We start from the raw sequence: 21,789 nt of genomic DNA on the forward strand, positions 1-21,789 counted from the left end.
TACTGTTGATTTACATCATCAAATTTGTATACAGCTTTGTGCTTCCTCCCGGCCTGTTTATCGTGCTTCTGCTAGGTTTAGTCATTTGGTTATGGAAAAAAAACTGCCGGCCAGCACTAGTTCTACTCGGGGTTACACTATTAATGTATTTCTCCATGACACCCTTAGTCAGCGATGCGCTGATCGGCAGTCTAGAACGGAAATATCCGCAGCCGGAAACTTTGCAAGGAGATGTCATCGTCGTACTCGGCGGGGGCGCCAGCTCTGGCACACCGGATATAGACGGCGAGGGCAATTTATACGGATCAGCGGCAAATCGCCTGCTTACTGCTGTTCGCCTCCATCGGCAGACAGGTCTGCCAATCTTATTTTCTGGCGGACAAGTATTCTCCGACAGTGGTAATGAAGCGGATATCGCGCAAAGACAACTACTGGGTCTCGGCATACCCGAAGAGGACATCCTGATCGAAAATCAATCCCTCAACACGGAGCAAAACGCTGTAAATACCGCAGCCATCCTGCAACAAACCGGACTTATAAAACCTATACTAGTTACTTCAGGTTTTCATATGTCCCGAGCGATGTTGCACTTTAAGAATGCAAGGCTAACAGCGCAAGCCTATCCTACGGATTATATCGCCAGCGCTGATATTGCACTGCAGCCCGCCAAGTTCAGTCCATCCCCGGGAGCGATCTCCACAACAGGGTTAGCATTGAAGGAATATTTAGGCCAGCTTGCTGCTCGGCTATTTGATTAGTTCTGTAAATTTCGCATGTACAACCTCAGCGAGTAACTGTGGGGCTACATCCATTTGCTGGCCAATCTTCCCAGCGCTGACAGCCATTGTTTCCAGCCCTTCTGCGCTGCTCTCAATGAACGTGGGGTACAGCTTTTTCATTCCAACAGGTGAACAACCACCGCGGATATACCCTGTCCATTTCTGCAGATCCTTCACTGGCAGCATCTCAATTTTTTTCTCTCCGGCGGCTTTGGCCGCCTTTTTGAGATCCAGCTCTTCGGCAACAGGGATAACAAATACATAAAGATTTGCACCGCTATGAGCGACCAACGTTTTAAAAACCGTCTCTGCCGCCTTTCCAATCTTCTCAGCCACAGCCGTGCCATGGATTAGTCCATCTTCATTGTCATAGGCGAACACTTCATAGCCGATTTTTTTGGCATCCAGCATTCGCATCGCGTTGGTTTTGGTTACTTGCATTGTTGACCTCCCTTTCTATATCCTCTATTCCTTACCTTTATGATCAAAGAGGCCCCAAAGCTATGATAGCTTTCAGGACCTCCTGTTGCTGCCGTGCCCATTAATCTCTGGGATAATTAACCTGCATGATATCCATAAAAGGAACTTTTATGATTTCTTCATGGTTACTGAGGTGTACTTTCCCGGTTCGCGAATCCATTTCCACGATCATACCGCGTACCTCTTCTTCTTTTCCCCATACGGTCAATAAAATCTCAGAACCTTCTTGCTTAGCTTCAACTAACTGATTACCTAACTCCTCAAGCACAAATTCATCTCTTGTGGGCCGCTTGGCCACCTTTGCTTTTGCCACACTAATCCTCCAATAAGCTATTACGGATATTAAGTATATTAAATACTAAGTATGAATGCTCTCATTTATTATACCATGTTTCAGATTAAGGCTCGAACCCCTTCTGGCTCAAGAATAGCTCCTCTTCGGAAAAAACTTGCTGAAGTCCTTCATACACTCTGCGATATGCTGCAGGATCATACCAATCTTCCAGTTGCAGCTCTTCATATAGGGAATAAATCCCTAATCTCCGTGTGCGTTTGCCGCCGCTGCCGTCGCCCATAAAATAGTCATCCACACAGACTCTATCCACCAAAGCCCTTAAGGTTGCTGGAAAAGTTGGACTGCTTGGCAGTACTGGCGCTATAGTAGCTTGAATGGGGATGCCAGCTTCACGTAAAAGCTGTAACGTCTTCAGTCTTGCAGCAATGGGAGGAGCGCTTGATGTGAATTTTTGGCGAATATCTTCTCGGTCTGTTTCTACAGTTATACTTACACGAACCTTATCCTCTAAACGTAATAATAAATCTATATCTCTGCGAACCAGCGGACTACGCGTCTGCACGAATAGGAAATCGGGCGGATCTTGAACCATAACCTCCAGTAAAGATCTCGTCACCTCTTCCTTATGCTCTACCGGTTGATAGGGATCTGTGCTTGACGACATAAAAATAGAGACGGGACCTTTCGCCTTCGCTTTGTGCAGTTCTTTTTGTAAAATTGCAGCCGCTTCTTGTTTAACATCTACCCACGTCCCCCACTCCTCTTTGCGGAACAGCGAGACAGGCATCTGACGTACATAACAATAGGAACAGCCATAAGTGCAGCCCGTATATGGATTTAAGGAATGACTGTAGCCTGACAGATAACCTGTTCCTTTATTCAGCAAGGTTTTTGGGGAGGTGTAATTGGACTCTATTTTCATATATCTGCTGTATACTCTCCTCTCTCCAACTGAAGTAGCTTGGTCTTCATATCCAAACCACCCCGGTATCCTGTTAATGTCCCATTCTTACCAATAACCCGGTGGCAGGGCACCGTAATCAGAATCGGATTCGCGCCAATGGCAGTCCCTACCGCGCGCACCGCAGCTGGTCTTTGAATATGTGTGGCAATATCCGAATAGGACCAGGTTTGTCCATATGGAATTTCACATAACGCCTTCCACACTGCAAGCTGAAATGGAGTTCCCTGATAATCAAAAGGAATGCCGAAGCTCTGCCGGTTCCCTTGCAAATATTCACTAAGCTCCCTCACATAAGGCGCCATCTTCTCATCGTTCTGCACCAGTTCACTCCCCGGAAAACGACGTCTAACCCATTCGCTTAATTCCTCAAAGGGTTGCTGCTGCGAACCCACATAACTTAACCCCTTCTCAGTGGCTGCAATATAAAAACTCCAATCCTTATCGGTTAATAATGTCCAGTATAGAATAGCATTTTTTTTATTCTCCATGATTCGGTCCCTCCAAAATAAAATCAGAAGCCAACGTTACTTTCTGTTTGTTAAGCTGACGAAACTGTGTGGGTGTATACCCCGTTTTTTTCTTATATAAAGTAATAAAATATGATGTATTGGGCAGACCCACACGTAATGCAATCTCAGCAACTGCCTGCTCTGTAGTAAGCAAATACTCAGATGCCTTAGCGATTCTCTTTTGCTGTATATAATCCACGGGAGTGATTCCTGTTACTTTCTTAAAGGTTCGATGTAAATGATAAGGACTGCCATGACATACCTCAGCTAACGTTTCAAGGGTGAGGGGGGCCATATAATTATGATCAATGTACTCCGTCATCACAGCTACCCATTCCTTATCAGGAAGACGCTCACCTGTCGGTTTACATCTTTTGCAAGGACGAAATCCGGCTGCCAGCGCTTGTTCAGCATTCTGAAAAACACACGCATTCTCCCGATTGGGTGCTTTGGATTTGCAGGAGGGTCGACAAAAAATTCCTGTAGTCTTCACCGCATAAAAAAATATGTCGTTATAAGCAACATTGTTTTGCAAAATAGCCTGCCATTGCTCCTCAGTCATTTGTTCCTCATCTTCAATCCTGTTCATCGCCTTCACCTCTAATGCAATTATACCCCTGAGCAGGCTCATCTGTACTCAATTTGGAATGGAAAAGCAAGATAGTGAAATCCAAAAGGGTGAGATTGCTCGTAATTACACTTTGTTTAGCGAATACGCACTACCTTTGTCAACCGTGCAGGGAGCCGCTGCTGGACAACGAATATTACTCATAACATGACTACGTGAACTGGAGGAATCGAAATGGATATTCTAAAAACAAAAGATGCCGCAGAGCTGCTGTCAGTTAGTCTAACCACAATTAAACGTTGGGCTGCCATGTTCCCTGATTTTTTTCCAAAAGACCGATTTGGCCATTATGTTTTCTCGGAGCAGCAAATCGACCTGCTCAATCATATTAAAGACCGTATTAATCACGGAGAGGCCTTGGAATGTATACAACTCACACTCACGAATGAGCAGCAAATTTCCACATCACAACAGGAAAATCCACTACAGCACACAGATGCTGAGCCTATGAAGGATATCTTGTCTCGCATCAACAATGTTGAACGTGCACTCGATCAAAAAGCCGATGAAGTAGTATTGATCCAACTGCTCCAGCAGCGTGAGGAGCTTGAGGACCTACGAATAATGATCAAGCAAATCGCGGCATCCATAGAACCGTTGCAAGTGTCTAACGGCAAACCGCTCACCTCTTATGAAAATTCCCAGTCCACTGCCACTACCAGACTAACGGCTCCGCCAAGAAAACGCGGCCTGTTACGTTCTTTATTTTTCTTTTAAGCCTGAAATGTAAAAAAAGAACCTACTTCAGACAATCGCGAAGTAGATTCATATAAGTAAAACATATTTAGGATCTCCCCCTGTCACCCTAAACGGTGGCGGGGGTTTGCTTTTTCCAAACAAAAAGCTCGATCCTCCGGAACATTCTACTCTTTATGCAATAAAGCTGCTCCTGCAATTCCCGGGTGTGTCATTTCGTATGGGTCCAGAATCAGATTAAGCTCTTCTTCGGTCAGCACATTATATTTAATGCACAATTCCCGTACAGATTCCCCAGTCAAAATCGCCTCTCTAGCGATCCGCGATACCACTTCATACCCCAGATGCGGGTTCACAGCCGTAATGATTCCGACACTCCGCTCCACGTCCCGCTCAAGCTTTTCCTTATTGGCTTCAATCCCAGCCAGACAGAAGTCTGTGAAGACTTGGAAGGAATTGTTCATGATGCTGATGGACTGAATGAGATTGAACACAAGCACTGGCTCCATAACATTCAGCTCCAGTTGACCCGCTTGGGAAGCCAGACAGATCGTATGATCGTTCCCTATGACTTGAAAAGCCACCTGATTAATGACCTCTGCCATAACCGGATTAACTTTGCCCGGCATAATTGAAGATCCAGGCTGGCGTGCAGGCAATGAAATCTCATTAAACCCAGTCCGCGGACCGGAGGCCATCAACCGCAGATCATTAGCGATCTTGGACATGTTCATCATGCACACTTTTAGAGCAGCAGACACTTCTGTATAGGCATCCGTATTTTGGGTGGCATCGACGAGATGATCTGCCGTTACGAGCGGCAATTCACTGATCTCAGCTAAGTGCTCTACCACCAATTCAATATAACGAGGATCAGCATTTAATCCTGTACCCACTGCTGTTGCTCCCATATTGACTTCATACAAATGATGGCGTGTATGCTCAATACGTTTGATATCTCTTTCAAGCACTCTGCGATAAGCCTCGAATTCTTGACCCAGACGAATCGGCACTGCATCTTGAAGATGTGTCCGACCCATTTTTATCACAGGATCGAATTCATCCGCTTTTACCGCAAACACATCATGCATTCTGTGCATCGTTACAAGTAGCTGCTCCAGCAGTGAAAGTGTGGCAATATGAATTGCCGTCGGAAACGCATCATTTGTAGACTGCGCCATATTTACATGTGAATTGGGACTTAAGTGACGATAGTCTCCTTTTTCATGGCCAAGCAGTTCTAAGGCACGGTTAGCAATAACCTCATTCGCATTCATATTTAACGAGGTACCTGCACCACCCTGAATAGGATCTACAATAAATTGCTCATGCCACTGACCCTCGATGATTTCTTCTGCTGCTTTCACTACAACTTCTCCAAGCCCTCGATAGAGACGGCCAACTTCCATATTTGCAAGCGCAGCGGCTTTTTTTACAATCCCCATCGCTTTGATTAACTCTTTGTGAACCCGATAGCCCGTAATAGGAAAGTTCTCGACTGCGCGTAGTGTCTGAATCCCATAATAAGCGTTCTTATCTACCTGTTTACTGCCTAGAAAGTCATTTTCTACACGAAATTCAGTTTCAATCACTGTTATATCCCTCGCATTCATTATGATTAGGTTTATTAGAAAATAAGTAAGCGCAATCATTTCTATCTCACTTAGATATTAACCTTTATTGTGACAAATGTCTCTCAGAAAAATAGGGTTTAATGTAATTAATTACTATTTAGTAACCTGACACCGCTATTCTAAAGGGAAATGTGCTTAGGGAGGATTGAATTACCAAATCGTTAGGTCTAGTTTATCCAGATAAATCGTCGCTCACCCCAATTATAAGTATTTTGGACAAAATCACGTTTACGGATACTTAGGTATCTATTGCGGGCTGTGCAATGGGGCATCACATCCTTTCATGTAGCTCCTTATTAAAGAAGCCGGCCAAAAAGGCCGACTCGGATTACTATTTATCACAGTAATTGTGTTTTTTTATACTGAATAATGATCTAATGAGATCTGAATTCCATTAAGCTGAGCTTGCGGTAATTCTGACTCCCTACTAATACTCAAAACTAAGCTTTCACCATCCATGTTGGTATAATTCGCTGCTAATACCTCTCCCACTTCGAAATTCCTTTCTTTATGAGCCATAGCTGCGGCAAAAGCCTCTAAACCAATAATACCACATTCGGCAGCTTTCTTAATGCCCAATGCTTCAACGATCACACCGCCCGGCATCCCTGCGACGGATACCTCTATGAATCTGGACCGTTCCTGCAGCTGATAAGGGTGAGATAAATAAATAACAAAATACGTCTCACCAACTTGCCCGTACAATGTATACGGCTCTTGTTTCCATTCCCCTTGGGGAAGTACACCTATGATCGTATTCTTCTCACCCTGAGGGATTGGGAATAAAGAAATGATGACATTCTTGTGATAGAGAACCTCCATATAACGGCTTTGATGGCGGGGATCTCCCTCATTGTAGCCTTGTCCCGGGTGGAAGAAATACAGCTGATTTGCGCTTCCCTCTCCACTCACAGGTAACGAAAAAGCCCAGCGAAGCTGCTCATTATCGAATTCCTCAACCCGCTCCCACATCCCGCCTGCTGCAAACTCCTCTGTAATATAAGCATAGGAATGAAGCAAAGGCTGCGGCTGTGGATCCGTTGGGACAACCTTCTGAGTAATCTTCCCTACTTCCACTGGTGTCTGGCGATTCATGGCTGCGGCTAATATTTCATCGGATACTTGATAGAATAATAAACCGGCATACTCAGTGCGCGGCATCCTCTCAGGCAGCTGGAAGTCTCCAAACTGAACATAATCATGAAGTACATTAGCATCGCCGGGAACATCATGCGGCCAGCCTCTAGAATGCGCACCAACCCAAGCACCACGCAGATAGAATTCAGCTCGTACATTCCATAGATGGTCAAGCATTTCTTTAAGGCTTGTAGTAAGCTCCGTATCCTCAGGCGGGACAAGTTCCAACGCGCAGGTGAATGCCTGTACCCAATGCCAAAACCACGGAAGACTGCCGTATTCCGGCATCCCTTTAGTACGAATATAAGCCAGCGTATCCTTCAGACTCTGCCGGCCATCCTCAAGCAATATTTCATCCGCAAACAGGGTGCCAAAAATCAGCTTAGCAGCTGTATATTTAGCTTCATGATGCCCAAAAGTAACCACCGGCTTACGGTAGAAATCACTGCGATAAATATGTCCAAACGCTGTATTCAGAACTATGCGAAGTTGAGCATTTAATGCTCCTCCGTATCTTTTGCAAAAATACGCCATCAGGTTGCCCATAAGCTCCACTGGTAACTCATGCGGTGACGCATCTCGCGGAACCGGATTCAAACCGAGCGGCCAATGACCGTATAACTCTGTGCCGGGCTGCCGGTTCTGAAGCATTAAGATCTCCAGCAGTACATCCTGTGCTTTCTGTTTCGCTTGCTCACGATCAAAAGGCAGCTCAAAAGAATCATCAACAGCCGCTGCAAAAAGATACGAAGCATAATAAAAGTTATTTCGCACATCATCATGGAACCAGAGTCCACTTTCCAATAAAGGGCGTTGCTCTGCTTCCAGTGCTATATTAAAAATAATTTCTTGCTGACGTTCCTTAAAAGTACTCTGGATATTTTTCAACCCCGGCATTACTTTTCAACCTCCATCATTTCAGTTTTATATCATCTTCCGTCATTCATGAAAATCGAGCATAATAGCTCTATTGTGCACACTTTCCGTTCATTTTGCAATTGGAAAAACCAATAAATAAACATAAATAAACGAAATAAAAAAGATTAGTACTTGTAAAATGAACATAAATGGACTAAAGTGTACCTATACGAACGATAATATGTACACAAAGGAGATTGAACATTCAATGGAAAGACGTTTCGCATCCCATCCTAATGAAGTAAAACAATTTGACACTGAGCGCCTCCGTAAGGAATTCCACATTCCCGTTATTTTTGCTCCTGATGAGCTAAAGCTTGTCCTAACCCATGAAGATCGTATGATCGTTGGTGGAGCTAATCCTGTAAAAGAAGAGGTTGCGCTAACTACTGACCTTAAAGAACTTGGGGTTACTTATTTCTTGGAACGCCGAGAACTGGGCATCATCAATGTCGGTGGTAAAGGCTCCGTGGTTGTAGATGGCACAGAATATGAAGTGGATTTCAAAGAATGTCTTTATGTAGGTCAAGGTTCTAAAGATGTAGTCTTCAAAAGTGCAGACGCTTCCAAGCCTGCTAAATTCTATTTGAATTCTGCTCCTGCCCATCAGTCCTACCCTACTACCAAAACCACACTGGCCGATTCTGAATCCGGTGCGATGGGTGGTCTGGAGAACTCTAACGAGCGGACAATCCACCGCTTCATTCACACAAATGGTGTGCAAAGTGCCCAACTGGTTATGGGTATGACCCAACTGAAACCAGGCAGCATGTGGAACACCATGCCAGCACATACCCATCCACGCCGGATGGAAGCCTATTTCTATTTTGATCTTCCGGACGATTCCGTTGTGTTCCACCTGATGGGAGAACCTGACGAAACCCGCCATATCGTAATGCATAACGAACAAGCCGTTATTTCTCCAAGCTGGTCCATCCACAGTGGTGTCGGCACTCATAACTATACTTTTATCTGGAGTATGGCTGGCGATAATAAAAGATATGATGATATGGACCCCGTATCCATGAAAGAATTACAATAGAGATAAATCAACTACGGAAAGATGAGGCAGGCGGATGAACCCGATACGACGACACGAGATGATTATGGAAGTTATGCTGAACCAAAAAGATGTAACGGTGAATGAACTGAGCGATAAGCTTCAGGTTACTGGAAAAACAATACGCGAGGATTTAAGCAGGCTGGAGGAACAAGGGCTGATCGTACGTGTACATGGCGGAGCTGTGCTGGCACAAAGCGACCAGTTTGGTATTTTGCCCTCCAAGGATCCGCTGGATAAATACTCTGACGAGAAGACGGAGATTGCCTTGCGTGCGCTTGCTCATATTGAACCGGACGATATTATCGCTCTTGATGGCGGTAGCACTACGCTTGAAATTGCTCGGCGTCTGGACAATATGCCACTAACGGTAGTCACCAATGATGTATACATCATCAGCGAACTGGTTCCCAAAGATAACATCCGTCTGGTCGTTCCCGGTGGTTATCGTGTCCGTAATATGTTGGCTGGTCCTGAAGCCGTCTCCTATGTACAAAAGCTTAATATTCAAAAAGCATTCCTTTCATCGACTGCTATTCATATAGAGCATGGGCTCTCCATTTATACCGGAGATTTAATTGAGTTCAAGCAAGCCCTTGTATCTACAGCCCGTAAGGTATTCGCGGTTGTAGATCATCATAAATTCGGCCATACTGCACTGCGTACCTTTGCTTCCCTACAAGAAGTTGACGTGATTCTGACGGACAAAGGGCTCTCCCCCGAAACGGCAGATCAGTTCCGCAGTGCAGGCGTTACCATTGAATGCGGGTAAACCCGGAATAACAATCCATTTACAATAAAGGGGCGTAATTTATATGTCATCATTATTCAGCTTGGCAGGTAAAACAGCTATTGTAACAGGCGCAGCTCAAGGTCTTGGACAAGGAATCGCGCTTGCATTTGCAGAAGCCGGTGCAGACGTTGCGTCTGTCTCCCTTAATTCGAGTGAAGAAACTGTAAATGCAGCAAAAGCTTTTGGAGTAAAAGCAGTTAGTATCGAATCTGACTTAAGTGATCACAGCAAGCTGCAAAGCACTTTTGACCAAGCGCTAGAGCTGACCGGACATGTTGACATTCTCGTAAACTGCGCAGGAATGATCCGCCGTGCACCGGCAAAAGATCATAGTGAAAAAGACTGGTTTGATGTCATCAATTTGAACCTGAACACAGTTTTCCTTCTGTCGCAAATCGCAGGCCGCCACTTCCTGGAAAGAGGATCCGGCAAAATCATTAACATCGCCTCCATGCTCTCCTATCAAGGCGGAATCAATGTCCCTGGTTACACTGCGAGTAAACACGGGGTTGCGGGTCTTACTAAAGCTTTTGCCAATGAATGGGCAGGCTCCGGTCTGAACATCAATGCAATTGCACCAGGCTATATGGCTACTGAAAATACCGCTCCAATCCGTGCCGACCAAAGTCGTTCGGACTCTATCTTAGACCGTATCCCTGCAGCACGTTGGGGAACGCCTGATGACGTTAAAGGCCCTGCTGTATTCTTGGCTTCCGCAGCATCTGACTACTTGAACGGTCACGTTCTTAATGTGGATGGCGGATGGATGGCTAGATAATCCATAAAAATGGGTGTCCCATAGGGGCACCCATTTTTTGTGTGGATATGAAGCACTATCGGACTCAGCTGAACAATCTGCACACGCAGCAGCTAAAGGACTCAGCTGACCTTATACACCGTTTTATCCGCTATTTGGATAGCTATCGGACCTCATAGCCGCTATTGGTGCAAAAAACACCAATTATAAGCTCTTTCATGAGCAATAGCGACGTTGGAGTCCGAAAACCTGCTCAAAAGACGATAAATTCGCAAATAGGGGCATCTGGGTCCGAAAATCTCAGTATCAGTGGTTGTGGATCGTTCTGCATCATTTAAATAAGCTTGCAATGGAATTCACATCAAAATCACTAGTCATTCTAAAGTTTCCCGAATTGTATTTATCCTTCTTATCAAGATCCGTCACATACAGGAAGTTAGTATCCGTAAGATTCATGCCAAACCTCAAGCTGTTATTTACAATAATACTTATCCAGTAGGTCTCCGTAGATTTGTCCAAAGCACTACTTCTTCTCAATTTTACATCTGAAAAAGCATAAATGATCTTTTCAATTTCCTTCGGATCTTCAATCACTACCTTTTCATCCACTAAAGATTTCTCAATCTCGATTGAGGTGATTTCAGTTTCATCGATTTGATCCAACACTAAATTCTCAAATGAATTATAACTATGGTAGAGATTAATGATTACAGGGATTTCGATTAATAAAAAAATGAGTACGAGAAATACATAACGTTTCTTCATATTCATAATTATGAACACCCTATTTCTACAAACTCCTCTGGATGAGTGCGAATATAATTGCCGATAATTCTATGCGTATTTGGTGTCAGGTTCTTATATCGTTCGAATAACTCACTAATTACTTCTAACAGCTGAGGGTCTCGATCCAAATCCGTGATGGCCGCATCCGCCCACTCTTTACCCAGTCGATGATTTCTTTCCTCGAGAAATGTCTTTGTTTCCTGAAGCAAAAGAATCATGGGTGAATCGTCAAAAAATCGTATGCCTCCTATCACCCCTGTCCAATACCCTGGCAGGTCTTGCATGTAGGAAATCCAAGCATAATATTCCCCTTCGGAATTACAGCTGTGACCATATAGCACTCTGAACATGCATAAGGCTTGTTGCCCCTCTGTGAGCTTCGAGATCACTTCTGATTTGGTCGATGGCGATTTTCCGCGAATCAGCTGAAAGGTAGGCTCCATACAGGCCCATCCTAACCTTTCATCACTTAAAGTGTCCAAGTCTTCCCGCTTCATGGCTACTAAATTCATTTAACTCCTCCTTTGATTAACATCCAAAAATATACATATATTTCTTAACGATGTCAATAAAAATCACTTGGGGACATTAAGTAATTCGATCGTTTTTATGATAGGCTTTAAGCAGTAGATATTTTCACAAAGGAGCTTTTCTATGCATAATGAGATACTTACTATATTTGATGAAGCGGGTCACCGAATCGGTACAGCTCCACGGGCAGAAGTACATCGGTTAGGACATTGGCACGAGACCTTCCACTGCTGGTTTATAAGCAAAACCCAAGAAATCCCCTATATTTATTTACAGCTTCGTAGTGAGCAGAAACAAGATTATGCAGGATTGCTGGACATCACGGCCGCTGGACATTTGCTGACACACGAAACGGTAGAGGACGGGATTCGCGAGGTTCAAGAAGAACTCGGTTTGGAGCTAGCTTTTGATGAGCTGATTCCCTTAGCTACAATTCCTTACAGTATGATCAAAGAAAATCTTATCGATAAAGAACGAGCGCATGTTTTTGTTTATAACAATCCTTATCCTCTGGACGATTTTAAGCTGCAAGAAGAAGAGGTTGCAGGAATAGTTATCACAAAGTTTGCGGACTTCCGAAGCTTTTGGCAGGGAGAAATACATAGTCTACAAATCAATGGTTTCAAAGTAGATTCAAACGGACAAAAAATCAACATTCAACAAAGTGTGGATCGGACTCATTTTGTGCCTCATGAAGCAGCTTATTTCACTCGGATCATTGAGGGCATCGAAGCAATAATTCTAACATCACCCATCGTCACGGAGGACATATGATCATTAATCCTCAAACATTTACAGTCAATGGAATCCAATACAGCATTAGATCTGCTGCCTCTAAAGACGCTAAAGTGTTATCTGAATTAAGAGTGCGGATCGATGGAGAAACCGAGAATTTAGATCGGGAACCAGGCGAAGCCTTTATTGACGAAAAAGGGTTTGAACAGCTTATTCAAGCCGATTCTGAGAAAAATAATAACCTTTTTCTAGTCGCAGTAGTTGATAATCAAATCGTTGCGTTCTCCAGATGCGAAGGTTATCCCTTAAAAAGATTTGCTCATAAAGTAGAATTTGGAGTATGTGTGCTGCAGGATTATTGGGGATATGGTATTGGAAAAAATCTTCTCGCCGAATCGATTGCCTGGGCTGACACTAATGGTATTCAAAAGATCACCCTAAATGTGCTGGAAACGAACACCAACGCTATTAAGCTATATCAAAAGCTTGGCTTTGAAATTGAAGGGATTTTAAAGAAAGATAAACTTCTATCGGACGGCAAATTGTATAACACCATTATGATGGGAAGAGTTAAGAACTGATTCTATTCAAAAAAAAGGCAGAACCTGAAACTCAGGTCCTGCCTTTTTATTATACTAATGCTTTACGCTTCAACATCGCAAGTCCATTCACCGCTAGATTCAATAGGGCCGGAGCTGAAAGACCTGTTTCCAAGTCTGTGTATTCCGCTCCATCCAGCTCTACCGTTTGCGGACTGCCGCTGAAATTTTGCACAAAAACATAATCACTTTCGCCATCTGTGCGAAGTTGTGCAGTCACACCTGCTGGAAGCTCACTATCCATCGCACGGGTAATTCCTGCCTTAGATGTGATCGCTGCGTATAGCTCAACATAGAACGAAGTGTCTTTCACACGGGTAGCAAGATGGTACGCATTTCCTTCACCAAAACGATTGACTGTAAGCGCTGGACGGCCCGCATAGAAATCGTTGCGATAATGCCCCAAAGCCTCTGCACCTTCCAAATGAATCAGCTCGGCTATCTCATGCGCATCGTAGTCACCGCTTAGCTTAAGTTTATTACCGGCCTCCATCACTAACCCGTTCAGATCACGGCTGTGCAGCCCTTCTGTCTCCTCTGCCCAAATCCCCAGTGTTCTGCGCAGTGGACCAGGGAATCCTCCCAGATGACATAAATCCGTTTCGTTAACTACTCCTGACCAATAGGTTGCGAGGAATGTGCCGCCTTGCTCCACATATTTCTCAATGCGCTTTCCATTCTCTTCACTAATCAGGTATAACATAGGGGCAACAACCAGCTTGTAAGCAGACAGATCATCTCCAGAGCCTATAATATCAACTGGAATGCCCAGCTCCCAAAGTGCACGATAATGCTGTAGCACCGTCTCCTCATAACGTAATCCGGAATTACGGATGCCTTGCGCATCCTTTATCGCCCAGCGGTTGTCCCAATCGAAAATAATCGCCGTCTGCGCCGGAGTGGACGTACCCACTACTTCCGTCATTCCCGCCAGCGTCTTTCCTACTTCCGCTACATCTTGGAATACTCGAGTCTCGGAGTGGCCACTGTGGTCTACAACTGCGCCGTGGAACTTCTCACTTGATCCGCGGCTTTTGCGCCATTGAAAATACTGCACAGAATCCGAACCATGCGCTACCGCTTGCAAGGAAGACAGCTTGTGCATTCCGGGACGTTTCAGCTTACTGACCGATTGCCAGTTCGTAAGGGATGGCGTGCTTTCCATCAGCAGGAACGGTTTCTTTTTAAAAGAGCGCATTAAGTCGTAGTGCATCGCCGTCCATGCTGCCAATCTAGTATCGTCACCGTCTTCGGTATAATGCCAGTCTGGATAAGCGTCCCATGAGACCACATCCAGGATTTTGGCCAGCTCGCGGTAATCAATGCCATCGATCATATGCATATTCGTCGTGATAGGCAGCTCTGGATTGTAAGGACGAACCGTATTGATCTCGTGCTGGCAGAAATCAATTGTCCGTTCACTAACAAAACGCCGCCAGTCAAGATTCAAGCCGTGTACTTGTGTCTCACCATGTGGAGCTGGGGATTCAATCTGTGACCATGAAGTGTAGGTATGGCTCCAAAAAGTAGCCCACCAAGCATGATTCACCTCATCCAAACTGTTATTATATTTCACCTTCAACCATTCTCTAAAAGCATCCTGGCAGAGCTCGCAGTGACACTCCCCACCGAACTCATTCGAAATATGCCAACCGATAATGGCTGGATGCTGGCTGTACCGTTCCGCTAGCTTTGCATTCAGAATTGCAGTTTTCTCCCGGTACACTGGTGAGGTAAAGCAATGGTTATGACGGAAGCCATGCAAATTGTGAACACGGTTACGCTCCACTCTTAAGACTTCTGGATATTTTTGCGACATCCATGCTGGGCGGGCACCACTTGGCGTTGCCAAGATAGCGTAAATCCCATTCTCTGCAAAAGAATCAAGTACACCATCCAACCATTCGAAAGTGAACACACCCTCTTCAGGTTCAAGAGATACCCACGAAAAAATGCCTACGGACATGACATTGCAGCCCGCCAGCTTCATTAATCGGATATCCTCACGCAATACTTCCGGATATTTCAGCCATTGTTCAGGATTATAATCAGCACCGTGCAGCATGACACCAGCTTTTCTGCTTATCGGGGAATGTTTTTTATTCATTGTGTACGATCATCCTCTCAATTCTGCCCATTTATAGAATGGGACTATTCTCTGATGATAGGCTAGAAGCGTAAGCTATCTTATTCAGGAATCATCATTTATACTATTTATAATATAAGAAAATTCATTTCAATCAGTAGGAATATAGTCTCGAAGTGATAGCACAAAATGAAGATGAGGTGATAAACCTGCTACCTTTTTCTCTGATTGAATTACCGCGCGACTCTGGAACGTTGCCCCTATCCCCCTACTCTGTAGGTCGCCATATCCAATTCCATCATGTGCGCCCAGCAGGATTTCCTGTGTATCAAATCTTTTTAATCCGGACCGGAACCGGGTTATTTCGTGATCTGGAAAGTGGCACAGAAATCATACTGGAACCGGGGATGGCTTTTGCCTTCCCGCCCGATCGTGGTCATGAATATTATCCTACCTCTCATGAACCGTGGCATGTTGGCTTTATCGGCTTTCAAGGCAGTCAAGCTCATGGATTGCTGGAAGCGCTTGAACTGCTCCCTTCTGTTCCTTATCGAACGGATCGTTTTGAACAATGCTGGGAAGAAATCGGCCAAATCTGGCATACGGTGAATTCTCCTGCCCCCAATCGGCAGGACGAGATGTGGATGCAAGAGTTGTCTATCACACTCTATAGACTGCTCTTGATGCTGCGCCCTGCCAAGAGTTCAGAAGTCTCCGGTAATCGTCTAGCCTTCGAGTCGGTCCGAAATGAAGCCCTAACTACAGCCGTCGGGCTGATCAACGAACATTACACAGAACCGCTTCTGATCTCCAATCTTGCAGCAGCAGTCGGGTACTCTGTGCAGCATTTCCAGCGTTTATTTGTGCAGGAATATGGGGTCACTCCGCATAAGTATTTGCAGAATCTGCGGCTGGAGCGGGCGCTGCAATTAATGACGGAGGATGTGGAGATCCCCGTTCAAGATATTGCGCTTCAGCTGGGCATGGAGACTAATTATTTTATACGTGTCTTCCGAAAAAACTACGGCTGTACACCCGGAGTAATGAAAATACGTTTGCTACAAGACGAGCAAATGAAGTAACGCTTCCAAGCCTAAAGAAGATATTGTGAAATTAAGCAAATGATAGCTTGTAAATTGGGGGCACCTTAATGAAAACATTATCTGATATTAACTTTAGAGATCCCTATATCCTATCTGTTCCTGAACTTGGTCAATACTATTTATTTGGCACAGATGGCTTAACAGCTTGGAGTGGCGCACCTCACGGCTTCGATGTATATATCAGCTCAGATCTTCAGGAATGGTCCGGACCCATTGCTGCCTTTCGTCCAGATCCTGATTTTTGGGCTGATCATCATTTCTGGGCACCAGAGGTTCATCGCTACAACGGAAAATATTATATGTTCGCTTCTTTTAAAAGACATGGCGTTCCACGGGGGACACAAATATTAAGCGCGGAAACACCTGAGGGTCCTTATCTTCCTATCAGCAATCATCCGATTACCCCTGCTTCTTGGGAGTGCCTTGACGGAACGTTATATGTAGATAAAGAAGACAAACCTTGGATGATCTTTTGCCGTGAATGGATTGAAGTGACGGATGGAGAAATGTATGCCGTTCGGCTGAAGGAGGATTTAAGTGCTACTATTGGCGAATCTATGCTGCTTTTCCAGGCTTCACAAGCTCCTTGGACGGTAGGTGGCAAAGAAGGGCAATACGTAACTGACGGTCCTTTTATGCATCAGACTAGCAGTGGTGAGCTGCTTATGTTGTGGTCTAGCAGTGGAGCTAGTGGTTATGCCATGGGTTTAGCCCGATCCGTCAGCGGTGACATTAGTGGACCTTGGCAACATGATCCTGAGCCTCTTTATGCCAAAGATGGCGGACATGGAATGTTGTTTCGTGATTTGACGGGCAGACTTATGCTGGCCATTCATGCCCCAAATCTCAACCCACAAGAACGGCCGCTGCTTATTGAGGTCCAGGAAAGCTCCAGAACGATTTCGATAAAATCATTGTAATGTAGAACGGAGTAGAACCCTTGGAACAAAAGATTAAGTCTTTATTTAATGACCAGATTGTAAGTGCTGCCTGCACGAAATACGGTATCCCCATAGATGAGCTAAGCTTCATTGGCGGATTTCAAAATTTTGTTTATGAATATCAACTTAGCAATCATCAATATATTCTAAGATTTACTCATAGCTCGCTGCGCAGTATGGAATTGTTAACGGCTGAACTTGAATGGATTCTATACCTGGCTGATCATGGCGTTTCCGTATCAAGACCCGTAGGTTCTCTTCTGGGTAATCTAGTTGAGCAAATAGAGATTGGTGATTCATGCTTTATGGTATCTTCCTTTGAAAAAGCACAAGGGAAACGAATAGGTTACCCAGACTGCCTGAAGGATCTAGACCTCTATGAGCAGTGTGGCATGATCACTGGACAAATGCACAGATTAGCAAAATCTTATAAACCACAGTCCAAAAGACATGCGTGGCATCAGAACTACTACCTGCAGAATGTAACCAGGTTTATTCCTCCATCCCAAAGTGGCGTTTTGGAAAGCTGTAAGGCGCTTATGGATCAGCTAAAGCATCTCGACGCTGATATAAATACCTATGGTCTCATCCATGGGGATATCAATGTAGGCAACTTTTTGGTCGACAATGGCAAGCTGACCTTGTTTGATTTTGATGAAGCTCAGTACAGCTGGTTTGTAGAAGATATCGCCATTCAACTGTATTATCTAGTCTACGTTTACGGGGATGATAGTATGGAGGACAGGCAGCTTCAATGTCAGCGTTTTATGGAGCATTTTCTGAAAGGCTACGTTAAAGAGAACAGGATTTCAGAAAATGAGCTGAAGTTAATTCCTCTTTTTCTTCGATTAAGAGAGATTATTGTTTATACGGGGATGTACCGGAGTTTTGATATGTCTAACCTAGATGATTGGACCAAGGATTATTTAACGCAGAGTAAGGCGAGAATCGAGAATGGCGTATCCATCATTGAATCTTGTTTCTGAACAAACATCCAAAGTGTTTCATATGATGTGTCTCTCTTACAAAACCCACAGCTATCACTGTGGGTTTTGTGTTTTTTAAACAAGTCCATTTTTGCTTTTAAGAGGTTGATATGCCGTTACTCTATCCTAACTTGGACATATCGTATTATGAGACTTTTCCCAAAAATGCATATGAGGGGTTGGTTAAATGAGTGCTGTACCTCACAACAAGGCGAACCAACAAGGTATTTCTATTATTACCTGTACCAATCGCCATAATTATTTAAACAACCTATTTCAAAATTACAGCAGACAAAAATATGCCAATAAAGAACTTATCATTATTATCAATAATAATAAAATTCCACTATCCCCCTACCAAACCTTAGCTAAAAAACACAAAAATATTAAGATATATCGTAAACCTGAACAGCAATCTCTCGGTTCATGCTTAAACTATGCCGTAACAAAATGCAAATATCATACCATTGCCAAATTTGATGACGACGATTATTATGCCCCTTATTATTTGACGGAAAGTATTCTGACCTTAAAAAGAACTAAAGCTGATATCCTTGGAAAACGGGCTCACTATATGTATTTACTAGGTTCAAAGACTTTGATTCTTCGTTTCGCAAATGATGAACACCGAATGGTTACCCATCTCCCTGGCGCTACGCTCGTCTTCAAACGAAAAGTATTCGATCATGTGAAATTTCCTAATAAAAACGTAGGTGAGGATGATCTCTTTTGCAGCAGAAGCAAAAAGAAAGGTTATAAGGTTTATTCTGCAAGTAAAAATAACTTCGTTGCCATACGTAGAAAAAACTCTTCAAAACATACATGGATCATCAGTGATAGTACACTAATAGCTAACCATAAGATCATCCGGAATATTAAAAACTATAGGAATTTTGTTGGACGCCGTCCAAAGATTTCGTTATGAAATTAACTGCTGAATCTACTTCATCTGCTGTGTCTATTCTAACTTGTACAAAACGAATGGATTGTATTAAAACAATATTTGATAACTATCAACGACAGAATTTCAAATCTAAAGAGCTTATCGTGATCATTAATAATGATAGCTTGAAAATAGAAGACTATATACATGCTGCAAAAAAACATAAAAATGTACGGATCTATAAACTACCTGAATATCGTTCACTGGGGTTTTGTCTGAATTTTGGTGTGCACTTAGCGAATTATAGCTGTATCGCTAAATTTGATGACGACGATTATTACTCTGCCAACTATTTAACGGATAGTATGAACACCCTCCATAAAACTAAAGCTGATATCGTTGGAAAACGAGCTCACTATATGTATTTAACTGATAAGAAGCTCCTTTTGCTTCGTTATCTTCATATGGAAAATAAACAGGTAACCAATGTTCAGGGTGCTACCCTACTCGTAAAACGAAATGTCTTCCAGCAGATTTCCTTTCCAGATTGGAATAAAGGTGAATGCGTTAAGTTTTGTGCGGATTGTGCTGCACAGGGCTTTAAGATCTATGCAGGAAATAAGTATAACTTCGCTGCGATTCGTAGAAAAAACTCCAAAGATCACACTTGGGTCGTTAGCGACAAGAAACTTCTAGCTCAAAATGTTAAAGTTCTAAACGTGAAAAACTTCAAAAAATACGTAACGCGAGGCTGATTTAATCAATCTAATCCTACCAGCTATGCCTTAGTAACCCAATAAAAAGACTGGACAGCAATATAGCTAAGCGGCTATTCGCATCCAGTCTTTCATATTTTTAAAAAGTATAATCGTAAAATTTCTCTGCATTCCTTAAGCTGGACCATACATCAGAGCTTTCTCCGCCTATATACCAATAAGCTACTCCAGCAAGTTTTTTAGTAACCGCTAAGTTGTATTTTGTTATTAATGAACGCCCATCCTCAATCCAGATCGTATGTTTTATAGCTTGTTTCGAGTAGCCCGCGACATATTGTCCCAGCGAAGGATTCCACACGGGTCTCGATGCATAGCTGCTGATAATCTGATTTTGCTCCGGAAGCGTAATATATTGAGAGGATAAAACCGTCCCCTTCTGGTTCAATGTCCAATCCCGATTATATAAGGGCAATGCCAATATAACTTTTTGACTAGGTACAACTTTTAGGATTGTATTCACAGCCTTTTGATCATAAGAAAGCGAGGCATTGGACCCCGGAACTTGACTCCCGTCATAATGCTCATCATAACCCATCATCACCATATAATTCACTTGCTTGCCTAGGGCAGCATAGTCAAAAGCTTCTGTCCAATCCGTTCCAAGATCAGGAGATACATCCATCGACAGGATAACATCGAGCGAATGCATTTTCTCGGCTAATAAAGTAATAAACGAAGTCAAATACACACGATCTTCGGCCGCTACATTTTCAAAATCTATATTTAGTCCATCTAATCCATATTTACTCACTAAAGCAGCTAACTGATTAACTGCCGTATTCCTTGCGGTTGTACTCAACAGCATCTGATGCGTCGCTTCTTGATCCGATCGATTGCCAACCATCGCCCAGACTTGCTTCTTATTATTTTTTGCCCAAGTCACCAGCGAGGCGTCTGTCGAATCCGTTACTGCCCCTGTTTTCCCAACATAATACCAACGTGGTGATAATGTGTTGACGTTCGATTGCAGAACATGATTCTCAAATTGTGCCGTCGTGAGACCATACTGCCAGCCTATAACAATACGTTTGTCCGGATTACTTTCCAGCTCTGCCGCCCAGCTTGTATGTTGCAGCACCCGATCCATCAGCACTGCCGTCTCTTGCCTTGTTATCGGGTCCGTGGGCCGAAAATTTCCGCTATTATCGCCTTTCATTAATCCGCGATCATTAACCTTAGCTACAGCAGCACTTGCCCAGCTAGCAATTTGTTGCCGATCCTTAAAATTAGTTTGTGCGGCAGTTGCAGTGTTTGTTTGCTTTAGAGCTTTGGCTATCCACACAGCCGCTTCCTGCCGAGTGACTGCTTTTGCGGGTGCAAAAGTAGTTGCCGAAGTGCCGTTCGCCAGTTCAAGCTGAACCGCAGCCTGAATCCAGCCGTAATACCAAGCGCTTTTGGCTACGTCGGTATAAGGAGATACCGGACTCAACGCTGGATCAAGCTTCAACAGTCGATCAAGTACTGTTATAAATTCAGCTCTAGTAATCGATTGAGTAGGTGAAAATTTAGTATTCGAGGTGCCAGTTAATATATTCCGGTTATATAAATCTATGATTTCTTTTTTTGCATAACTAGTGTTTATATCCTCAAAAGGAACCCCATTATCGGCCGATATATGCTGAATAAATACTCCGGCGGCTAGCACGACAGCGAGGGTTATTATAGTAAATCTAGCAAATATATTTTTCACGGGTTAAGAGATTCCCCCTTGGT

24 protein-coding genes are annotated in these 21,789 nt (G+C 43.7%); 13 read left to right on the top strand and 11 right to left on the bottom strand.

Annotated elements, in window-relative coordinates; genetic code table 11:
- Positions 1-5: 5 nt before the first annotated feature.
- Complete coding sequence (locus MKY54_RS18495) at positions 6-758, top strand: YdcF family protein (protein WP_339187502.1); 753 nt, start codon at positions 6-8, stop codon at positions 756-758.
- On the opposite strand, the gene ybaK is transcribed toward MKY54_RS18495, so the two are convergent.
- The 5 genes from ybaK to MKY54_RS18520 all read right to left on the bottom strand — a co-directional run bounded on the left by ybaK (position 747) and on the right by MKY54_RS18520 (position 3,616).
- Positions 747-1,220: a Cys-tRNA(Pro) deacylase gene (ybaK, locus tag MKY54_RS18500; protein ID WP_076129827.1), complete on the bottom strand. Its 474-nt coding sequence runs from the start codon at positions 1,218-1,220 to the stop codon at positions 747-749. The genes MKY54_RS18495 and ybaK overlap by 12 nt on opposite strands.
- A gap of 100 nt (positions 1,221-1,320) precedes the next feature.
- Positions 1,321-1,572 (bottom strand): YolD-like family protein, encoded by a 252-nt coding sequence (locus tag MKY54_RS18505; protein WP_036688306.1) that lies wholly within the window; start codon positions 1,570-1,572, stop codon positions 1,321-1,323.
- Between the two features lie 85 nt (positions 1,573-1,657).
- A complete protein-coding gene (locus tag MKY54_RS18510) occupies positions 1,658-2,476 on the bottom strand; it encodes a radical SAM protein (protein ID WP_076129826.1) in 819 nt (272 codons plus the stop codon).
- Positions 2,473-3,006, bottom strand: a complete 534-nt coding sequence (locus MKY54_RS18515; protein WP_076129825.1) for a methylated-DNA--[protein]-cysteine S-methyltransferase — start codon at positions 3,004-3,006, stop codon at positions 2,473-2,475. The genes MKY54_RS18510 and MKY54_RS18515 overlap by 4 nt, the downstream gene beginning before the upstream one ends.
- Positions 2,996-3,616 (bottom strand): bifunctional transcriptional activator/DNA repair enzyme AdaA, encoded by a 621-nt coding sequence (locus tag MKY54_RS18520; RefSeq protein ID WP_076281633.1) that lies wholly within the window; start codon positions 3,614-3,616, stop codon positions 2,996-2,998. Before MKY54_RS18520 ends, MKY54_RS18515 begins: the two co-directional genes overlap by 11 nt.
- A 58-nt stretch (positions 3,617-3,674) precedes the next feature.
- On the opposite strand from MKY54_RS18520, the gene MKY54_RS18525 reads away from it, so the two are divergent.
- Together MKY54_RS18525 and MKY54_RS18530 are read left to right on the top strand one after the other, a co-directional pair.
- Positions 3,675-3,806 carry a hypothetical protein gene (locus tag MKY54_RS18525; protein ID WP_256716016.1) on the top strand — a complete coding sequence of 44 codons (132 nt, stop codon included), beginning with the start codon at positions 3,675-3,677 and terminating at the stop codon, positions 3,804-3,806.
- A gap of 23 nt (positions 3,807-3,829) precedes the next feature.
- Entirely contained in the window at positions 3,830-4,372 is a 543-nt protein-coding gene (locus MKY54_RS18530; RefSeq protein ID WP_076182537.1) for a MerR family transcriptional regulator, read from the top strand.
- Between the two features lie 146 nt (positions 4,373-4,518).
- Here the strand turns inward: MKY54_RS18530 and aspA are convergent, their stop codons facing one another.
- Together aspA and MKY54_RS18540 are read right to left on the bottom strand one after the other, a co-directional pair.
- Entirely contained in the window at positions 4,519-5,949 is a 1,431-nt protein-coding gene (aspA, locus tag MKY54_RS18535; protein ID WP_094903409.1) for an aspartate ammonia-lyase, read from the bottom strand.
- Between the two features lie 393 nt (positions 5,950-6,342).
- Positions 6,343-8,019 (bottom strand): hypothetical protein, encoded by a 1,677-nt coding sequence (locus MKY54_RS18540; RefSeq protein WP_339187509.1) that lies wholly within the window; start codon positions 8,017-8,019, stop codon positions 6,343-6,345.
- 229 nt (positions 8,020-8,248) lie between these two features.
- Here MKY54_RS18540 and kduI point away from each other — a divergent pair, with 229 nt between their 5' ends.
- From kduI to kduD, 3 genes are read left to right on the top strand one after another with little or no spacing between them, the layout of a single operon-like run.
- Positions 8,249-9,082: a 5-dehydro-4-deoxy-D-glucuronate isomerase gene (kduI, locus tag MKY54_RS18545; protein WP_036688322.1), complete on the top strand. Its 834-nt coding sequence runs from the start codon at positions 8,249-8,251 to the stop codon at positions 9,080-9,082.
- Between the two features lie 34 nt (positions 9,083-9,116).
- Positions 9,117-9,872, top strand: coding sequence for a DeoR/GlpR family DNA-binding transcription regulator (locus MKY54_RS18550; RefSeq protein WP_076129821.1), 756 nt, complete (start codon positions 9,117-9,119; stop codon positions 9,870-9,872).
- A 43-nt stretch (positions 9,873-9,915) separates the two neighbouring features.
- Positions 9,916-10,671, top strand: a complete 756-nt coding sequence (kduD, locus tag MKY54_RS18555) for a 2-dehydro-3-deoxy-D-gluconate 5-dehydrogenase KduD (RefSeq protein WP_036688326.1) — start codon at positions 9,916-9,918, stop codon at positions 10,669-10,671.
- Positions 10,672-10,980: 309 nt separating this feature from the next.
- On the opposite strand, the gene MKY54_RS18560 is transcribed toward kduD, so the two are convergent.
- Together MKY54_RS18560 and MKY54_RS18565 are read right to left on the bottom strand one after the other, a co-directional pair.
- Positions 10,981-11,421 (bottom strand): hypothetical protein, encoded by a 441-nt coding sequence (locus MKY54_RS18560; protein WP_076182543.1) that lies wholly within the window; start codon positions 11,419-11,421, stop codon positions 10,981-10,983.
- 2 nt (positions 11,422-11,423) lie between these two features.
- A complete protein-coding gene (locus MKY54_RS18565; RefSeq protein WP_076217831.1) occupies positions 11,424-11,948 on the bottom strand; it encodes a hypothetical protein in 525 nt (174 codons plus the stop codon).
- 142 nt (positions 11,949-12,090) lie between these two features.
- Between MKY54_RS18565 and MKY54_RS18570 the strand changes: the two genes are divergently transcribed.
- Both MKY54_RS18570 and MKY54_RS18575 read left to right on the top strand, forming a co-directional pair.
- Entirely contained in the window at positions 12,091-12,741 is a 651-nt protein-coding gene (locus tag MKY54_RS18570; RefSeq protein ID WP_339187514.1) for an NUDIX domain-containing protein, read from the top strand.
- Positions 12,738-13,283 carry a GNAT family N-acetyltransferase gene (locus MKY54_RS18575; protein WP_076182551.1) on the top strand — a complete coding sequence of 182 codons (546 nt, stop codon included), beginning with the start codon at positions 12,738-12,740 and terminating at the stop codon, positions 13,281-13,283. The genes MKY54_RS18570 and MKY54_RS18575 overlap by 4 nt, the downstream gene beginning before the upstream one ends.
- A gap of 49 nt (positions 13,284-13,332) precedes the next feature.
- Here the strand turns inward: MKY54_RS18575 and MKY54_RS18580 are convergent, their stop codons facing one another.
- Positions 13,333-15,408, bottom strand: coding sequence for a beta-galactosidase (locus MKY54_RS18580; RefSeq protein ID WP_339187517.1), 2,076 nt, complete (start codon positions 15,406-15,408; stop codon positions 13,333-13,335).
- 155 nt (positions 15,409-15,563) lie between these two features.
- Here MKY54_RS18580 and MKY54_RS18585 point away from each other — a divergent pair, with 155 nt between their 5' ends.
- The 5 genes from MKY54_RS18585 (at position 15,564) to MKY54_RS18605 (ending at position 20,055) form a co-directional block, all read left to right on the top strand.
- The gene (locus MKY54_RS18585) at positions 15,564-16,469 is read left to right on the top strand and encodes an AraC family transcriptional regulator (RefSeq protein WP_254847677.1); all 906 of its coding nucleotides are present in this window, start codon (positions 15,564-15,566) and stop codon (positions 16,467-16,469) included.
- 68 nt (positions 16,470-16,537) lie between these two features.
- Complete coding sequence (locus MKY54_RS18590; protein WP_339187520.1) at positions 16,538-17,410, top strand: glycoside hydrolase family 43 protein; 873 nt, start codon at positions 16,538-16,540, stop codon at positions 17,408-17,410.
- Between the two features lie 20 nt (positions 17,411-17,430).
- Positions 17,431-18,417 (top strand): phosphotransferase, encoded by a 987-nt coding sequence (locus MKY54_RS18595; protein ID WP_339187523.1) that lies wholly within the window; start codon positions 17,431-17,433, stop codon positions 18,415-18,417.
- A 187-nt stretch (positions 18,418-18,604) separates the two neighbouring features.
- Positions 18,605-19,342, top strand: a complete 738-nt coding sequence (locus tag MKY54_RS18600; RefSeq protein WP_339168376.1) for a glycosyltransferase — start codon at positions 18,605-18,607, stop codon at positions 19,340-19,342.
- Positions 19,339-20,055 (top strand): glycosyltransferase family A protein, encoded by a 717-nt coding sequence (locus MKY54_RS18605; protein ID WP_076129813.1) that lies wholly within the window; start codon positions 19,339-19,341, stop codon positions 20,053-20,055. The genes MKY54_RS18600 and MKY54_RS18605 overlap by 4 nt, the downstream gene beginning before the upstream one ends.
- A 100-nt stretch (positions 20,056-20,155) precedes the next feature.
- Here MKY54_RS18605 and MKY54_RS18610 read toward each other — a convergent pair whose 3' ends face one another.
- Positions 20,156-21,766 carry an S-layer homology domain-containing protein gene (locus MKY54_RS18610; RefSeq protein ID WP_081387788.1) on the bottom strand — a complete coding sequence of 537 codons (1,611 nt, stop codon included), beginning with the start codon at positions 21,764-21,766 and terminating at the stop codon, positions 20,156-20,158.
- Between the last annotated feature and the right edge of the window lie 23 nt (positions 21,767-21,789).

Origin of the sequence: Paenibacillus sp. FSL P2-0121 (assembly GCF_037975345.1) — a bacterium.
GTDB lineage: Bacteria > Bacillota > Bacilli > Paenibacillales > Paenibacillaceae > Paenibacillus_AQ > Paenibacillus_AQ odorifer.

Excerpts from the sequence above, each read along its gene's own strand:
- ybaK (WP_076129827.1), bottom strand. The coding sequence starts at position 1,220 with ATGCAAGTAACCAAAACCAACGCGATGCGAATGCTGGATGCCAAAAAA.
- MKY54_RS18510 (WP_076129826.1), bottom strand. The coding sequence starts at position 2,476 with ATGAAAATAGAGTCCAATTACACCTCCCCAAAAACCTTGCTGAATAAA.
- MKY54_RS18515 (WP_076129825.1), bottom strand. The coding sequence starts at position 3,006 with ATGGAGAATAAAAAAAATGCTATTCTATACTGGACATTATTAACCGAT.
- MKY54_RS18520 (WP_076281633.1), bottom strand. The coding sequence starts at position 3,616 with ATGAACAGGATTGAAGATGAGGAACAAATGACTGAGGAGCAATGGCAG.
- MKY54_RS18525 (WP_256716016.1), top strand. The coding sequence starts at position 3,675 with ATGGAAAAGCAAGATAGTGAAATCCAAAAGGGTGAGATTGCTCGTAAT.
- MKY54_RS18530 (WP_076182537.1), top strand. The coding sequence starts at position 3,830 with ATGGATATTCTAAAAACAAAAGATGCCGCAGAGCTGCTGTCAGTTAGT.
- MKY54_RS18540 (WP_339187509.1), bottom strand. The coding sequence starts at position 8,019 with ATGCCGGGGTTGAAAAATATCCAGAGTACTTTTAAGGAACGTCAGCAA.
- kduI (WP_036688322.1), top strand. The coding sequence starts at position 8,249 with ATGGAAAGACGTTTCGCATCCCATCCTAATGAAGTAAAACAATTTGAC.
- MKY54_RS18550 (WP_076129821.1), top strand. The coding sequence starts at position 9,117 with ATGAACCCGATACGACGACACGAGATGATTATGGAAGTTATGCTGAAC.
- kduD (WP_036688326.1), top strand. The coding sequence starts at position 9,916 with ATGTCATCATTATTCAGCTTGGCAGGTAAAACAGCTATTGTAACAGGC.
- MKY54_RS18560 (WP_076182543.1), bottom strand. The coding sequence starts at position 11,421 with ATGAATATGAAGAAACGTTATGTATTTCTCGTACTCATTTTTTTATTA.
- MKY54_RS18565 (WP_076217831.1), bottom strand. The coding sequence starts at position 11,948 with ATGAATTTAGTAGCCATGAAGCGGGAAGACTTGGACACTTTAAGTGAT.
- MKY54_RS18570 (WP_339187514.1), top strand. The coding sequence starts at position 12,091 with ATGCATAATGAGATACTTACTATATTTGATGAAGCGGGTCACCGAATC.
- MKY54_RS18575 (WP_076182551.1), top strand. The coding sequence starts at position 12,738 with ATGATCATTAATCCTCAAACATTTACAGTCAATGGAATCCAATACAGC.
- MKY54_RS18580 (WP_339187517.1), bottom strand. The coding sequence starts at position 15,408 with ATGAATAAAAAACATTCCCCGATAAGCAGAAAAGCTGGTGTCATGCTG.
- MKY54_RS18590 (WP_339187520.1), top strand. The coding sequence starts at position 16,538 with ATGAAAACATTATCTGATATTAACTTTAGAGATCCCTATATCCTATCT.
- MKY54_RS18600 (WP_339168376.1), top strand. The coding sequence starts at position 18,605 with ATGAGTGCTGTACCTCACAACAAGGCGAACCAACAAGGTATTTCTATT.
- MKY54_RS18605 (WP_076129813.1), top strand. The coding sequence starts at position 19,339 with ATGAAATTAACTGCTGAATCTACTTCATCTGCTGTGTCTATTCTAACT.